Raw genomic sequence first — 15,898 nt, 5'->3', positions numbered from 1 at the left:
TGGCTAGACTCGAGTCCAGATCGGGCCGTGTCCGGACCGAGTGATGCGACAACACGCTGTCATGAATCGCGCCGGGGAGCCCTTCCGGCCATGGCACTCTGGAGGCATCCATGTACGAGAATCTGCAGGTCGAGCGCACGGGCGCCGTCGGTGTGATCACTCTCTACCGACCCGACGCCCACAACGCCTTGAACGGAGCGCTGATGCGCGAGCTGGGCTGTGCGCTGCGCGCCTTCGAACAGGACGACGCCATCGGCGCCATGGTCATCACCGGCGGGGAGCGGGTCTTCGCCACCGGGGCCGACATCAAGGAGATCCAGTCGCTGACCTTCTCCGAGGCCTATCTCTCGGACCTCATCACCAGTGACTGGGAAGAGGTGACCCGCTGCCGCAAGCCGGTGATCGCCGCGGTAGCCGGGATGGCCCTGGGTGGCGGCTGCGAGCTGGCCATGATGTGCGATCTGATCATCGCCGCCGACACGGCCTGCTTCGGCCAGCCCGAGATCAAGGTGGGCACCCTGCCCGGTGCCGGCGGCACCCAGCGGCTGACCCGCGCCATCGGCAAGGCCAAGGCCATGGACCTGTGCCTGACCGGGCGCCTGATGGCGGCCGACGAGGCCGAGCGCAGCGGCCTGGTGAGCCGGGTGGTGCCGGCGGAGCGGCTGCTGGACGAGGCGATGATCGCGGCGGCCCAGATCGCCTCGATGTCCGCGGTGGCGGTGCGGCTCAACAAGGAGGCCGTCGAGCGGGCCCAGGAGACCACCCTGGCCGAAGGGGTGCGCTTCGAGCGCCGGCTGCTGCACGCCAGCTTCGCCACCGAGGACCAGAAGGAGGGCATGCAGGCCTTCATCGAGAAACGCCCGCCGGTCTGGCGGCATCGCTGAGCCCCCTGGCTCGGCCGACAACAACCACCGGTAGAGAAAGCGCCATGTGCAACCCCGTCACCCTGACCCGACATGAGAGCTGCGGCCTGATCACGCTCTTCAGCCCGCCGGTGAATGCCCTGAGCCAGGCCGTCCGGTCGGGGCTCGTGGCGGCCCTGGATGCTGCCCTGGAGGACCCCCAGGTGGCGTGGATCCTGCTGCAGTCCGGTGGTCGTTGCTTCTCCGCGGGCGCCGATATCAAGGAGTTCGGCAAGCCGCCCCAGTCTCCGGTGCTGCCCGAGGTGATCGATGCCATCGAGCGCTCTCCCAAGCCCGTGGTGGCCTGGCTCCACGGCGTCTCCCTGGGGGGCGGACTGGAGTTGGCCATGGCCTGCCACTACCGCCTCGCCGCGCCCGATGCGCGCTTCGGCCTCCCTGAGGTCAAGCTGGGGCTGATTCCCGGCGCCGGCGGCACCCAGCGCCTGCCGCGCCTCATCGGGCTGGAGGCGGCCCTCGAGATGATCCTCTCTGGGGAGCCCATCGGTACCCGACAGGCCCATGAACTGGGGCTGGTGGATGGCGTGGCCGACCAGGGGCATACCCCCGAGGCGGCGCGCCTCGCCATGGCGGCGGAGCTGGCCGGACAGGGCGTGCGCCCCACGCGGGAGCGTGAGCTCGTTGCTACCGGGGAGGCGCCGCTCGCGTGGCTGGCCGCCCAGCGCGAGTCGCTGGCGCTGCCCGCTTCGGGGGATCTCGCCCCCCTCAAGGCCGTCGAGGCCCTGGAGGCGGCCATGACCCACCCCTTCGACAAGGCGCTCGCCCGCGAGCGCGAGCTCTTCCTGGAGTGCCTGGCCTCACCCCAGCGCCAGGCCAAGGTCGAGGCCTTTCTGGCTCGCGGCCGCGACAGTCGCTCCCTCAACGCAGGCGGCGGCGGAGACACCACAAGAGGGACCACCGCATGAATATCCATTTCAGCGAACAGGAGCTGGCCTTCCGTGACGAGGTCAGGGCCTTCCTGGCGGCCGAGCTGCCCGCCGATATCGCCGCCAAGGTGCGGCTCGGCAAGAAGCTCACCAAGCAGGATCATCAGCGCTGGCAGGCGATCCTTCACCGCCGCGGCTGGTACGCCGCCAACTGGCCGGTAGAGCACGGCGGCACAGGCTGGAGCGTGGTGGAGAAGCATATCTTCGAGGAGGAGTGCGCGGCAGCGGGTGCGCCGCGGCTGATCTCCTTCGGTGTCAACATGGTGGCGCCGGTGATCATCCGGTTCGGCACCCCCGAGCAGAAGGCCCACTACCTGCCGCGCATCCTCGACGGCACGGACTGGTGGTGCCAGGGCTACTCCGAGCCCGGCGCCGGCTCCGACCTGGCCGCGGTGAAGACCCGGGCGGTGCGCGAGGGCGACCACTACATCGTCAATGGGCAGAAGACCTGGACCACCCTGGGCCAGCACGCCAACTGGATCTTCTGCCTGGTGCGCACCGACCCGGAGGCCAAGCCCCAGGCGGGCATCTCCTTCCTGCTGATCGACATGGAGAGCCCCGGCATCTCGGTGCGGCCGATCATCACCCTGGACGGCGCCCATGAGGTCAACGAGGTGTTCTTCGACAACGTCCGGGTGCCGGTGGCGAACCTGGTCGGTCAAGAGAACGACGGCTGGACCTGCGCCAAGTACCTGCTGACCCACGAGCGCACCGGCCAGGCCGGCATCGGCATCTCCAAGGCGGCCCTGGCCCACCTCAAGGAGGTCGCCCGCCAGGAGGTGATCGACGGTCGCCCGGCGCTGGAGGACCCCCTGCTGCGGCAGCGCATCGCCGAGGTGGAGATGCGCCTGATGGCGGTGGAGATGAGCACCCTGCGCATCCTCGCGCGCGCCCAGGCCGGCGGGGTGCCGGGGGCGGAGAGCTCGATCCTCAAGATCACCGGCTCCGAGATCCGCCAGGCGATCAGCGATCTCGCCCGCCGGGTGCTGGGGCCCCACGCCCTGCCCTTCCTGGCCGAAGAGATGCAGCTCGAGCATGACGGCGAGCCGCTGCACGCCGACTACAGCGTGGCGCCAGCCGCCCAGTACCTGAACCTGCGCAAGCTGTCGATTTACGGCGGCTCCAACGAGATCCAGAAGAACATCCTGGCGAAGGCCCAGCTGGGCTTATAGGAGACCACCATGGACTTTTCCTTCAGTGACGAGCAGCAGATGCTGCAGGACATGCTGGCCCGGCTGGTCAGGGAGCACTACGGCTTCGAGCAGCGCGACCAGGTGCAGCGCAGTGAGCCGGGCTTCAGCGAGTCCTTCCAGGCCCAGCTGGCCGAGCTTGGCGTGCTGGCGGTGCCCATCGACGAGGCCTACGGCGGCATGAGCGGCAGCGGCGTCGAGAACCTGGTAGTGATGCAGGAGCTCGGCCGCGGCCTCTGCCTGGAGCCCTACCTGGAGTCGCAGATCCTCGGCGGCGGCCTGGTGCAGGCGCTGGGCAGCGAGGCCCAGCGCGAGGCCCTGCTGCCGGCCCTGGCCGCCGGCGAACTGCGGCTCGCGGTGGCCAGCGAGGAGCCGCGCACCCACTATCGACCCGAGTGGACCGAGACCCGCGCCGAGCGCGTTGCCGACGGCTGGCGGCTCTCGGGCCGCAAGTCGGTGGTGATCGGCGGCCAGGCCGCCCACAAGGTGCTGGTGCTGGCGCGCACGGCGGGCGAGCCCGGCGAGTGCGACGGCCTCTCGCTGTTCCTGGTCGACCCGGCCGCCGAGGGCGTGCAGCGCCGTGTCTATCCCACCATGGCGGGCCCCTGGGCCTGCGACCTCACCCTCGATGGCGTGATGCTGGCCGACGACGCCCTGCTGGGCGCAGCCGGTGGCGCCTTCAAGGCCCTGGACCACCAGCTGGGGCGCGCCATGGCGGCCCAGTGCGCCGAGGCGGTGGGCAGCATGCAGCAGGCCTGCGAGCTGACCCTGGACTACCTCAAGACCCGCCAGCAGTTCGGCAAGCCCATCGGCCGCTTCCAGGTGCTCCAGCACCGCATGGTGGACATGACCACCGAGCTGGAGCTGGCCACCTCCATGACCATCCTCGCCGCCTGCGTGGCCGACGCGCCGGCAAGCCTCGAGCGCAGCCGACAGCTGATCGCCGCCCAGCACGTGGTCAAGCGCGCGGCCCAGTTCATCGCCGAAGAGGCGATCCAGCTCCACGGCGGTATCGGCATGACCTGGGAGTACAGCCTCGCCCATCATGCCCGCCATCTGGTGATGCTCGGCCACCGCTTCGGCGATGACGACCGTCACCTCAAGGCCTACGCCGACCTTCTCGAGGCCAGCTGACGCTGGTCTGCGCCCCTAACGACAACGACAGGAACCTTCGCCATGTCCCAGAACCCCGCATTCCACTGGCAAGACCCGCTGCTCCTCGACCAGCAGCTCACCGAAGAGGAGCGCATGGTGCAGCAGAGCGCTGCCCAGTTCGCCGCCGACAAGCTCGCCCCCCGCGTGCTGGAGGCCTTCCGCCACGAGCAGACCGACCCGGCCATCTTCCGCGAGATGGGCGAGACCGGCCTGCTCGGCGCCACCATCCCCGAGCAGTATGGCGGTAGCGGCCTCAACTACGTCTGCTACGGGCTGATCGCCCGGGAGATCGAGCGCGTCGACTCCGGCTACCGCTCCATGATGAGCGTGCAGTCCTCCCTGGTGATGGTGCCGATCAACGCATTCGGCAACGAGGCCACCAGGCAGAAGTACCTGCCCAAGCTCGCCAGCGGCGAGTGGATCGGCTGCTTCGGCCTCACCGAGCCCAACCACGGCTCCGACCCCGGTGGCATGGTGACCCGCGCCCGCAGGGTCGACGGCGGCTATCGCCTCACCGGCAGCAAGATGTGGATCACCAACAGCCCCATCGCCGACGTCTTCGTGGTGTGGGCCAAGGACGACGAGGGCGATATCCGCGGCTTCGTGCTGGAGAAGGGCTGGGAGGGGCTCTCCGCCCCGGCGATCCACGGCAAGGTGGGCCTGCGCGCCTCGATCACCGGCGAGATCGTCATGGACAGCGTCTTCGTGCCCGAGGAGAACATGTTCCCCGAGGTGCGCGGCCTCAAGGGGCCCTTCACCTGCCTCAACTCGGCGCGCTACGGCATCAGTTGGGGCGCCCTGGGCGCCGCCGAGGACTGCTGGCACACCGCCCGCCAGTACACCCTGGACCGTCAGCAGTTCGGTCGGCCGCTGGCCGCCAACCAGCTGATCCAGAAGAAGCTGGCCGACATGCAGACCGATATCTGCCTGGCCCTGCAGGGCTGCCTGCGGCTGGGGCGCATGAAGGACGAGGGCACCGCCGCGGTGGAGATCACCTCGATCATGAAGCGCAACAGCTGTGGCAAGGCGCTGGATATCGCCCGCCTGGCCCGCGACATGCTGGGCGGCAACGGCATCAGCGACGAGTTCGGGGTGGCGCGCCACCTGGTCAACCTCGAGGTGGTCAACACCTACGAGGGCACCCACGACGTCCATGCGCTGATCCTGGGGCGTGCCCAGACCGGCCTCCAGGCCTTCTGCTGAGCCCCGGCTCGGCGCACCCAACAACAATTCACCGGAGATACGCCATGAAAGTCCTCGTCGCGGTCAAGCGCGTGCTGGATTACAACGTCAAGATTCGGGTCAAGCCGGATCACTCCGACGTCGACCTCACCAACGTCAAGATGGCCATGAACCCCTTCTGCGAGATCGCCGTGGAAGAGGCGGTGCGCCTGAAGGAAAAGGGCATTTCCACCGAGGTGGTCGTCGCGACCATCGGCCCCAAGGCCGCCCAGGAGCAGCTGCGCACCGCCCTGGCGCTGGGCGCCGACCGGGCCATTCATATCGATACGTCAGCCGAGGCCGACGAGCGCGTCGAGTCGCTGGGCGCCGCCAAGGCGCTGGCCAGGCTGGTGGAAGAGGAGCAGCCGGGCCTGGTGATCCTCGGCAAGCAGGCCATCGACACCGACAACAACCAGACCGGCCAGATGCTCGCCGCCCTCACCGGCCTGCCCCAGGGCACCTTCGCCTCCGCAATCAGTGTCGAGGGCGAAGGTGATGAACCGCGGCTCCAGGTCACCCGCGAGGTCGACGGCGGCCTGCAGACCGTCGAGCTGACCCTGCCCGCCATCGTCACCACCGACCTGCGCCTGAACGAGCCGCGCTACGCCAAGCTGCCGGACATCATGAAGGCCAAGAAGAAGCCGCTTTCCGTCACGACCCCGGCGGAGCTGGGCATCTCGGTCGCCAGCCGGGTCAAGCTGCTCAAGGTCGAGCCGCCGGCCGAGCGCCGGGGCGGCATCAAGGTGGGCTCCGTGGACGAGCTGGTCGACAAACTCAAGAACGAAGCGAAGGTGGTCGCATGAGCATCCTGATCCTGGCCGAACATCACGACGGCGCCCTGGCCGGCGCCACCGCCCATGTGGTGGCGGCCGCCCAGCAGATTGTCAAAGAGAGTGGCGGCGATATCGACGTGCTGGTGGCAGGCGAGAATGTGGCCGCCATCGCCGAGGCCGCCGCCAGGCTGGACGGCGTCTCCCGCGTGCGTGTGGCCGACCACGCCGCCTATGCCCACCTGCTGGCCGAGCCCACCGCGGCGCTGCTCAACGCGCTGGCCGGTGACTACACCCACCTGCTGGCGGCCGCCTCCACCACCGGCAAGAACGTGCTGCCCCGCGTGGCGGCGCTGCGCGACGTGGCGCAGATCTCCGAGATCATCGCGGTGGTGTCCCCGGACACCTTCAAGCGTCCGATCTACGCCGGCAACGCCATCGCCACGGTGCAGAGCGAGGACGCCCTCAAGGTGATCACCGTGCGCACCACCGGCTTTGATGCCTGCCCTGATAGAGGGACCGAGGGTGGCAGCGCCGCCATCGAGGCGGTGGGCCTGTCCTTCACGAAAGGGGCCGACAACGCCCAGTCCACCTTCCTCAAGGAGGAGCTGGCCAAGTCCGACCGCCCCGAGCTGGGTGCCGCCCGGGTGGTGATCTCCGGTGGCCGCGGCATGGGCAACGGCGAGAACTTCACGCTGCTCGACGGCATCGCCGACAAGCTGGGCGCAGCCATCGGTGCCTCGCGCGCCGCGGTGGACGCCGGCTTCGTGCCCAACGACATGCAGGTGGGCCAGACCGGCAAGATCGTCGCGCCCGAGCTCTACATCGCCGTGGGTATCTCCGGTGCCATCCAGCACCTGGCCGGCATGAAGGACTCCAAGGTGATCGTTGCCATCAACAAGGACGAGGAGGCGCCGATCTTCCAGGTCGCGGACTATGGATTAGTGGCCGATCTCTTCCAGGCGCTGCCGGAACTCGAGAGCAAGCTCTAAGGAGGTGAGGCATGGCCGAGTCAGCCAAGGAGAGGATCGGCGTCGTCGGCAGCGGCGTGATGGGGCGCGGTATCGTCCAGCTGTTTGCCGTGGCGGGCCACGAGGTGTGGCTGCATGACAGCCGTGAAGGGGCCATCGAGGAAGCCCTGGGGTTCATCGGCGAGCTGCTGGAGCGCTCGGTGGCCAAGGGGCGCCTCTCGGCGGAAGGGCGGGACGCGACGCTTGCCCGCATCCACCAAAGCGATGGCCTGGCCGGGCTCGCCGAGTGCGACCTGGTGATCGAGGCGATCGTCGAGAATCTGGAGGCCAAGCAGGCGCTGCTGCGCCAGCTGGAGGAGGTGGTCTCCCACGAGGCGATACTGGCCAGCAATACCTCGTCGCTGTCGGTGACGCGCCTCGCCAGCGCCTGCCGCCACCCCGAGCGGGTCGCGGGCTACCACTTCTTCAACCCCGTGCCGCTGATGAAGATCGTCGAGGTGGTGCGCGGCGAGCTGACCCGTCCCGAGGTGATCGCGCGGCTCGAGCGGCTGGCCCGGGAGGCCGGCCACTTCCCGGCGCTGACCCCGGACACCCCCGGGTTCCTGGTCAACCACGCCGGGCGCGCCTACGTCCCCGAGGCGCTGAGGCTGCTGGACGAGGGGATCGCCACACCGGCGCAGATCGACCGCATCCTCAGCCTCTCCCTGGGTTTCCGCATGGGGCCCTTCGAGCTGCTGGACCTGATCGGCCTCGATGTGACCCATGCGGTGATGGAGTCGGTCTATCGCCAGTTCTATGACGACCCCTACTACACGCCCTCCTGGCAGGTGCCGCGGCGCATTGCCGCCGGCCTGCTGGGGCGCAAGAGCGGCGAGGGGTTCTACCGCTACGCACAGGGCAAACGGCTCGAGCCGGACGTCGTGCCGCCGCCGGCGGCCCCCGTCACGCGCCCCTTCTGGCTGGATCGCCGGGAGCCCGAGTGGCGTGAGCGCATCGCCCGCCTGGCCGAGGCGGCCGGCTCGCGTCTGGAGGAGGGGGCGGCACCCTCGGCGGAGGCCATCTGCCTGGTGACGCCCCAGGGGGAGACGGTCAGCGAGACCATCGCCGAGCGGCGCCTGCCGGCGGAGCGCACCCTGGCCCTGGAGACCCTGGCCGGCTTCGACGCCTGCCGGGTGCTGATGCGCCACCCCGCCATCGACGAGGAGGTGCTGGCCCAGGCGAGTGCGGCCCTCGGCGCCGATGGGGTGCCGGTGGAGGTGATCCACGATTCGCCGGGCTTCGTGGCCCAGCGCATCCTCGCCTTCATGGTCAATATCGGCAGCGAGATCGTGCGCCGCGGCGTGGCCGAGCCGGCCACCCTGGACCGTGCCGTCAAGCTGGCGCTGGGCTACCCGCAGGGCCCGCTGGCCTTCGGCGAGCGCTTCGGGCCACAGACCTTCGCCCGGGTGCTCGGCTGCCTGCACGACCACTATGGCGAGCCACGCTATCGCGTCAGCCCCTGGCTGAAGCAGCGCATCGCGCTGGGACTTCCTTTATGCGAGTCACTATGACACCGGGTGCCCGGTGGCGCCCCTTTGCACCCGCTGCCTGATTATCAACAACGACAAGGGAATCAATATGGCAGATGAGTACATACTGGAAACTCGCGGGTTGACCAAGGAATTCCGCGGCTTCACCGCCGTGGACGATGTCAACCTGCAGGTTCAGGAGGGGCATATCCACGCCCTGATCGGCCCCAACGGGGCAGGCAAGACCACGGTCTTCAACCTGCTCACCAAGTTCCTGCCGCCCACCCGCGGTGAGATCCTCTACCGCGGCAAGCCGATCACCGGCATGAAGGCCAACGAGATCGCCCGCCTGGGCCTGGTTCGCTCCTTCCAGATCTCCGCGGTGTTCGGCCACATGACCGCCATGGAGAACGTGCGGGTGGCCCTGCAGCGGCCCATGGGTACCTCCTTCCACTTCTGGAAGTCCGAACGCACCCTCGACCACCTCAATGACCGCGCCATCGAGCTGCTCGACGAGGTGGGGCTGCGCGAGTACGCCGACGTGCTCACCGTGGAGATGCCCTACGGGCGCAAGCGGGCCCTGGAGGTCGCCACCACCCTGGCCATGGACCCCACCATGATGCTGCTCGACGAGCCGACCCAGGGCATGGGTGCCGAGGACGTCGATCGCATCGTCGAGCTGATCCGCCGGGTCGCCCGCGGTCGCACCGTGCTGATGGTGGAGCACAACCTCAGCGTGGTGAGCCGGCTGTGCGACCGCATCACCGTGCTGGCCCGCGGTGCGGTGCTGGCCGAGGGCGACTACGCCACGGTCTCCGCCGACCCGCGGGTCAAGGAGGCCTACATGGGCAGCGAAGCGGCGGAAGAGGAGGCCAGCGCATGAATCAGCCAGCCGAGAGCCTGATGGAGTACCAGGACCGCGACGGCGCCGAGATGCTGCGCGTGCGCGACCTGCACGCCTTCTACGGCGAGTCGCACATCCTCCACGGCGTCGACTTCGACGTGAAGCGCGGCGAGCTGGTGACGCTGCTGGGGCGCAACGGCGCCGGGCGCAGCACCACCCTCAAGGCGATCATGAACATGGTCGGCCGGCGTACCGGCTCGATCATGATCAACGGCACCGAGACCCTCGACATGAAGGCGCACCGCATCCCACGGCTGGGGATCGGCTACTGCCCCGAGGAGCGCGGGATCTTCGCCAGCCTCGACGTCGAGGAGAACCTGCTGCTGCCACCCACGGTGCGCTCCGGCGGGATGTCGATCGACGAGATCTACGAGATGTTTCCCAACCTCTACGAGCGGCGCCGCAGCCAGGGCACGCGGCTTTCCGGGGGCGAGCAGCAGATGCTGGCCATGGCGCGGATCCTGCGCACCGGGGCACGGCTGCTGCTGCTCGACGAGATCACCGAGGGGCTGGCCCCGGTCATCGTCCAGGCGCTGGGCCAGGTGCTGGTCAAGCTCAAGGAACGCGGCATGACCATCGTGCTGGTGGAGCAGAACTTCCGCTTCGCCGCGCCGCTGGCCGACCGCCACTTCGTGATGGACCACGGCCTCATCGTCGAGGAGATCTCGGCGGCCGAGCTGCCGAGCAAGCGCGAGCACCTGCACACCCTGCTGGGCGTGTGAGCCGGCTCTAACAGGAGACTTTCGACATGACGATGATATTCGGTGTGCCCCTGGCAGTGTTCATGGGGCAGCTGCTGCTGGGCCTGATCAACGGCGCCTTCTATGCCCTGCTGAGCCTGGGCCTGGCGGTGATCTTCGGCCTGCTGAAGATCGTCAACTTCGCCCACGGCGCCATGTGTCATCTGTCATCGACAGACCACTTGGGTGTTATATGGTCAAGCCTCACGGGCAATTAGTATCGGTTAGCTCAACGCCTTGCAGCGCTTCCACACCCGACCTATCAACCAGCTGGTCTCGCTGGGCCCTTCAGGAGGCTCAAGGCCTCAGGGAAGTCTCATCTTGAAGGGGGCTTCCCGCTTAGATGCTTTCAGCGGTTATCCTGTCCGCACATAGCTACCCGGCAATGCCACTGGCGTGACAACCGGAACACCAGAGGTGCGTCCACTCCGGTCCTCTCGTACTAGGAGCAGCTCTTCTCAAACTTCCAACGCCCACGGCAGATAGGGACCGAACTGTCTCACGACGTTCTAAACCCAGCTCGCGTACCACTTTAAATGGCGAACAGCCATACCCTTGGGACCGACTTCAGCCCCAGGATGTGATGAGCCGACATCGAGGTGCCAAACACCGCCGTCGATGTGAACTCTTGGGCGGTATCAGCCTGTTATCCCCGGAGTACCTTTTATCCGTTGAGCGATGGCCCTTCCATACAGAACCACCGGATCACTAGAACCTACTTTCGTACCTGCTCGACGTGTCTGTCTCGCAGTCAAGCACCCTTATGCTCTTGCACTCAATGCACGATTTCCAACCGTGCTGAGGGTACCTTCGTGCTCCTCCGTTACGCTTTGGGAGGAGACCGCCCCAGTCAAACTACCCACCACACACGGTCCTCGATCCGGATAACGGACCTGAGTTAGAACGCCAATGATGCCAGGCTGGTATTTCAAGGTTGGCTCCACCCGAACTGGCGTCCGGGTTTCAAAGCCTCCCAGCTATCCTACACAAGCAACATCAGCGTCCAGTGTGAAGCTATAGTAAAGGTTCACGGGGTCTTTCCGTCTAGCCGCGGGTACACAGCATCTTCACTGCGATTTCAATTTCACTGAGTCTCGGGTGGAGACAGCGTGGCCATCATTACGCCATTCGTGCAGGTCGGAACTTACCCGACAAGGAATTTCGCTACCTTAGGACCGTTATAGTTACGGCCGCCGTTTACCGGGGCTTCGATCAGGAGCTTCGCTTGCGCTAACACCATCAATTAACCTTCCGGCACCGGGCAGGCGTCACACCCTATACGTCCGCTTGCGCGTTTGCAGAGTGCTGTGTTTTTAATAAACAGTTGCAGCCACCTGGTATCTTCGACCGCCTCGTGCTCCGGGAGCAAGTCCCTTCACACTAACGCGGCGTGCCTTCTCCCGAAGTTACGGCACCATTTTGCCTAGTTCCTTCACCCGAGTTCTCTCAAGCGCCTTGGTATTCTCTACCTGACCACCTGTGTCGGTTTGGGGTACGGTCCCACTGTATCTGAAGCTTAGAGGCTTTTCCTGGAAGCGTGGCATCGATGACTTCCTGACCGTGGTCAGTTCGTCTCGCCTCTCGGCCTTAGGATCCCGGATTTGCCTGAGATCCCAGCCTACTGGCTTTCACCAGGACAACCAACGCCTGGCTCACCTAGCCTTCTTCGTCCCCCCATCGCAATACAGTGAGGTACGGGAATATTGACCCGTTTCCCATCGACTACGCCTTTCGGCCTCGCCTTAGGGGCCGACTCACTCTGCTCCGATTAGCGTCGAACAGAAACCCTTGGTCTTCCGGCGGGGGAGTTTTTCACTCCCCTTGTCGTTACTCATGTCAGCATTCGCACTCGTGATACCTCCAGCAGACTTCTCAATCCACCTTCATCGGCTTACACGACGCTCCTCTACCGCTCATCCAGAGGATGAACCCGTAGCTTCGGCACCTGGTTTGAGCCCCGTTACATCTTCCGCGCAGGCCGACTCGACTAGTGAGCTATTACGCTTTCTTTAAAGGATGGCTGCTTCTAAGCCAACCTCCTAGCTGTCTGAGCCTTCCCACCTCGTTTCCCACTTAACCAGGATTTCGGGGCCTTAGCTGACGGTCTGGGTTGTTTCCCTTTTCACAACGGACGTTAGCACCCGCTGTGTGTCTCCCACGCTGCACTCACCGGTATTCGGAGTTTGCCTCGGGTTGGTAAGTCGGGATGACCCCCTAGCCGAAACAGTGCTCTACCCCCGGCGGTGATACGTGAGGCGCTACCTAAATAGCTTTCGAGGAGAACCAGCTATCTCCGGGCTTGATTAGCCTTTCACTCCGATCCACAAGTCATCCAAATCTTTTTCAACAGATCCTGGTTCGGTCCTCCAGTTGATGTTACTCAACCTTCAACCTGCTCATGGATAGATCGCCCGGTTTCGGGTCTATTCCCAGCGACTGGTCGCCCAGTTAAGACTCGGTTTCCCTACGCCTCCCCTATACGGTTAAGCTCGCCACTGAAAATAAGTCGCTGACCCATTATACAAAAGGTACGCGGTCACAGAACACGTCTGCTCCCACTGCTTGTACGCACACGGTTTCAGGATCTATTTCACTCCCCTCTCCGGGGTTCTTTTCGCCTTTCCCTCACGGTACTGGTTCACTATCGGTCAGCCAGGAGTATTTAGCCTTGGAGGATGGTCCCCCCATATTCAGTCAAGGTTTCACGTGCCCCGACCTACTCGATTTCACATGATCAGATTTTCGACTACGGGGCTATCACCCACTATGGCCGCGCTTCCCAGCGCGTTCGTCTAATCAGTCACATGCTTAAGGGCTGGTCCCCGTTCGCTCGCCGCTACTGGGGGAATCTCGGTTGATTTCTTTTCCTCGGGGTACTTAGATGTTTCAGTTCCCCCGGTTCGCCTCCCAACACCTATGTATTCAGTGTGGGATACCCTGCTTGTGCAGGGTGGGTTTCCCCATTCAGAAATGCCCGGGTCACAGGTCGTTTGCCACCTCGCCGAGCCTTATCGCAGGCTACCACGTCTTTCATCGCCTCTGGCTGCCTAGGCATCCACCGTGTGCGCTTCATCGCTTGACCATATAACCCCAAGGGGTCTGATCTGCGATGACAGTTTGACAATTGCCGGATACGCTTGAGACGTATCTCATGTTCTTCCTGAATCTCTCCAGGAAGGAACGTTTGTCAGCATGATTCACATTGTTAAAGAGCAGACTGTCAATCGACAGTCATAAACCGGTCATTGCAAAATGCAAGGATGGCTTATGACTGCGGATCCGATCAGGTAATGACTGTGGTGGGCTCATCGCTTGACCATATAACCCCAAGGGGTCTGATCTGCGATGACAGTTTGACAATTGCCGGATACGCTTGAGACGTATCTCATGTTCTTCCTGAATCTCTCCAGGAAGGAACGTTTGTCAGCATGATTCACATTGTTAAAGAGCAGACTGTCAATCGACAGTCATAAACCGGTCATTGCGACGTGCAAGGATGGCTTATGACTGCGGATCCGATCAGGTAATGACTGTGGTGGGCGAGGATGGTGGAGCCAAGCGGGATCGAACCGCTGACCTCCTGCGTGCAAGGCAGGCGCTCTCCCAGCTGAGCTATGGCCCCGAGGCAATTTGTGTGAGACAAGGCGCTTCGATGCGACGCATAGCCTGCTATGCGAGTATCGGAGCAACGCGGTATCACGCAAATTTGGTGGGTCTGGGCAGATTTGAACTGCCGACCTCACCCTTATCAGGGGTGCGCTCTAACCAACTGAGCTACAGACCCGGCTTCCAACCACTGGGTCCGCGACCCAAACAGTCTTTTGCTCTGGTCGATCAGGTAATTCATTGTGAGCACTTGCCGCGTGTCGGGACGTGGTCGATAAGGAGGTGATCCAGCCGCAGGTTCCCCTACGGCTACCTTGTTCCGACTTCCCCCCAGTCATGAACCACACCGTGGTGATCGCCCTCCTAAGTTAGGCTACCCACTTCTGGTGCAGTCCACTCCCATGGTGTGACGGGCGGTGTGTACAAGGCCCGGGAACGTATTCACCGTGACATTCTGATTCACGATTACTAGCGATTCCGACTTCACGGAGTCGAGTTGCAGACTCCGATCCGGACTGAGACCAGCTTTTCGGGATTAGCTCCACCTCGCGGCTTCGCAACCCTTTGTACCGGCCATTGTAGCACGTGTGTAGCCCTACCCGTAAGGGCCATGATGACTTGACGTCGTCCCCACCTTCCTCCGGTTTGTCACCGGCAGTCTCCTTAGAGTTCCCGCCATTACGCGCTGGCAAATAAGGACAAGGGTTGCGCTCGTTACGGGACTTAACCCAACATTTCACAACACGAGCTGACGACAGCCATGCAGCACCTGTCTGTGCGTTCCCGAAGGCACCAATCCATCTCTGGAAAGTTCGCACGATGTCAAGGGTAGGTAAGGTTCTTCGCGTTGCATCGAATTAAACCACATGCTCCACCGCTTGTGCGGGCCCCCGTCAATTCATTTGAGTTTTAACCTTGCGGCCGTACTCCCCAGGCGGTCGACTTATCGCGTTAACTGCGCCACAAAGCTCTCAAGGAGCCCAACGGCTAGTCGACATCGTTTACGGCGTGGACTACCAGGGTATCTAATCCTGTTTGCTACCCACGCTTTCGCACCTCAGCGTCAGTGTCAGTCCAGAAGGCCGCCTTCGCCACTGGTATTCCTCCCGATCTCTACGCATTTCACCGCTACACCGGGAATTCTACCTTCCTCTCCTGCACTCTAGCCTGACAGTTCCGGATGCCGTTCCCAGGTTGAGCCCGGGGCTTTCACAACCGGCTTATCAGACCGCCTACGCGCGCTTTACGCCCAGTAATTCCGATTAACGCTCGCACCCTCCGTATTACCGCGGCTGCTGGCACGGAGTTAGCCGGTGCTTCTTCTGTGGGTGATGTCCTTCCTCGAGGGTATTAGCCCCAAGGCTTTCTTCCCCACTGAAAGTGCTTTACAACCCGAAGGCCTTCTTCACACACGCGGCATGGCTGGATCAGGCTTTCGCCCATTGTCCAATATTCCCCACTGCTGCCTCCCGTAGGAGTTCGGGCCGTGTCTCAGTCCCGATGTGGCTGATCATCCTCTCAGACCAGCTACGGATCGTCGCCTTGGTGAGCCATTACCTCACCAACAAGCTAATCCGACATAGACTCATCCGATAGCGCAAGGTCCGAAGAGCCCCTGCTTTCTCCCGTAGGACGTATGCGGTATTAGCCTGGGTTTCCCCAGGTTATCCCCCACTACCGGGCAGATTTCTATGCATTACTCACCCGTCCGCCGCTCGCCACCAGGAAGCAAGCTTCCCGTGCTGCCGCTCGACTTGCATGTGTTAGGCCTGCCGCCAGCGTTCAATCTGAGCCATGATCAAACTCTTCAGTTTAAGATCATATAGTCCTTACCCTTCAATGAAGGAAGCGGACCAAACTTGGCTCAAGGTTCAAACGTTCTCAAAAAGATCCGAGGATCTTTGACGAGTCGCTTGCCTTGATGTTTCAGCGACTGGTCACCGACACATCGACAAGCGCCCACATGAATTACCTGATCGATTGTTAA

The 15,898-nt window shown here is 64.0% G+C and carries 10 protein-coding genes, 2 tRNA genes, 2 rRNA genes and 1 pseudogene; 11 read left to right on the top strand and 4 right to left on the bottom strand.

Annotation, left to right across the window (positions count from 1 at the left end):
• Positions 1-110: 110 nt before the first annotated feature.
• The 11 genes and pseudogenes from D1793_RS17315 to D1793_RS20115 all read left to right on the top strand — a co-directional run.
• The gene (locus tag D1793_RS17315; RefSeq protein WP_119023247.1) at positions 111-884 is read left to right on the top strand and encodes an enoyl-CoA hydratase; all 774 of its coding nucleotides are present in this window, start codon (positions 111-113) and stop codon (positions 882-884) included.
• 44 nt (positions 885-928) lie between these two features.
• Positions 929-1,825, top strand: coding sequence for an enoyl-CoA hydratase-related protein (locus D1793_RS17310; protein ID WP_119023246.1), 897 nt, complete (start codon positions 929-931; stop codon positions 1,823-1,825).
• Positions 1,822-3,018, top strand: coding sequence for an acyl-CoA dehydrogenase family protein (locus D1793_RS17305; protein WP_086511948.1), 1,197 nt, complete (start codon positions 1,822-1,824; stop codon positions 3,016-3,018). Before D1793_RS17310 ends, D1793_RS17305 begins: the two co-directional genes overlap by 4 nt.
• A 9-nt stretch (positions 3,019-3,027) precedes the next feature.
• Positions 3,028-4,170, top strand: coding sequence for an acyl-CoA dehydrogenase (locus D1793_RS17300; RefSeq protein WP_119023245.1), 1,143 nt, complete (start codon positions 3,028-3,030; stop codon positions 4,168-4,170).
• A 42-nt stretch (positions 4,171-4,212) separates the two neighbouring features.
• A complete protein-coding gene (locus D1793_RS17295) occupies positions 4,213-5,394 on the top strand; it encodes an acyl-CoA dehydrogenase (protein WP_119023244.1) in 1,182 nt (393 codons plus the stop codon).
• 44 nt (positions 5,395-5,438) lie between these two features.
• Positions 5,439-6,215: an electron transfer flavoprotein subunit beta/FixA family protein gene (locus tag D1793_RS17290; protein WP_119023243.1), complete on the top strand. Its 777-nt coding sequence runs from the start codon at positions 5,439-5,441 to the stop codon at positions 6,213-6,215.
• A complete protein-coding gene (locus tag D1793_RS17285) occupies positions 6,212-7,174 on the top strand; it encodes an FAD-binding protein (protein WP_119023242.1) in 963 nt (320 codons plus the stop codon). Before D1793_RS17290 ends, D1793_RS17285 begins: the two co-directional genes overlap by 4 nt.
• An 11-nt stretch (positions 7,175-7,185) precedes the next feature.
• Entirely contained in the window at positions 7,186-8,703 is a 1,518-nt protein-coding gene (locus D1793_RS17280; RefSeq protein WP_119023241.1) for a 3-hydroxyacyl-CoA dehydrogenase, read from the top strand.
• Between the two features lie 67 nt (positions 8,704-8,770).
• Positions 8,771-9,544: an ABC transporter ATP-binding protein gene (locus tag D1793_RS17275; protein WP_119023240.1), complete on the top strand. Its 774-nt coding sequence runs from the start codon at positions 8,771-8,773 to the stop codon at positions 9,542-9,544.
• Positions 9,541-10,287 (top strand): ABC transporter ATP-binding protein, encoded by a 747-nt coding sequence (locus D1793_RS17270; protein ID WP_119023239.1) that lies wholly within the window; start codon positions 9,541-9,543, stop codon positions 10,285-10,287. Before D1793_RS17275 ends, D1793_RS17270 begins: the two co-directional genes overlap by 4 nt.
• 26 nt (positions 10,288-10,313) lie before the next feature.
• Positions 10,314-10,460 (top strand): annotated as a pseudogene (locus D1793_RS20115) (branched-chain amino acid ABC transporter permease); the annotation flags it as partial.
• 38 nt (positions 10,461-10,498) lie between these two features.
• Here D1793_RS20115 and D1793_RS17260 read toward each other — a convergent pair.
• The 4 genes from D1793_RS17260 to D1793_RS17245 all read right to left on the bottom strand — a co-directional run bounded on the left by D1793_RS17260 (position 10,499) and on the right by D1793_RS17245 (position 15,725).
• Positions 10,499-13,387 (bottom strand): 23S ribosomal RNA (locus D1793_RS17260).
• 464 nt (positions 13,388-13,851) lie between these two features.
• Positions 13,852-13,927, bottom strand: a tRNA-Ala gene (locus D1793_RS17255).
• Between the two features lie 85 nt (positions 13,928-14,012).
• Positions 14,013-14,089: transfer RNA gene (locus tag D1793_RS17250), tRNA-Ile, on the bottom strand.
• A 97-nt stretch (positions 14,090-14,186) separates the two neighbouring features.
• Positions 14,187-15,725 (bottom strand): 16S ribosomal RNA (locus tag D1793_RS17245).
• The 16S and 23S rRNA genes sit together here with 2 tRNA genes alongside, the layout of an rRNA operon.
• Between the last annotated feature and the right edge of the window lie 173 nt (positions 15,726-15,898).

Source organism: Halomonas sp. JS92-SW72 (assembly GCF_003547075.1).
In the GTDB taxonomy this organism is placed as follows: Bacteria; Pseudomonadota; Gammaproteobacteria; order Pseudomonadales; family Halomonadaceae; genus Halomonas; species Halomonas alkalicola.
This window is presented reverse-complemented; position numbering and strand designations above follow the sequence as displayed.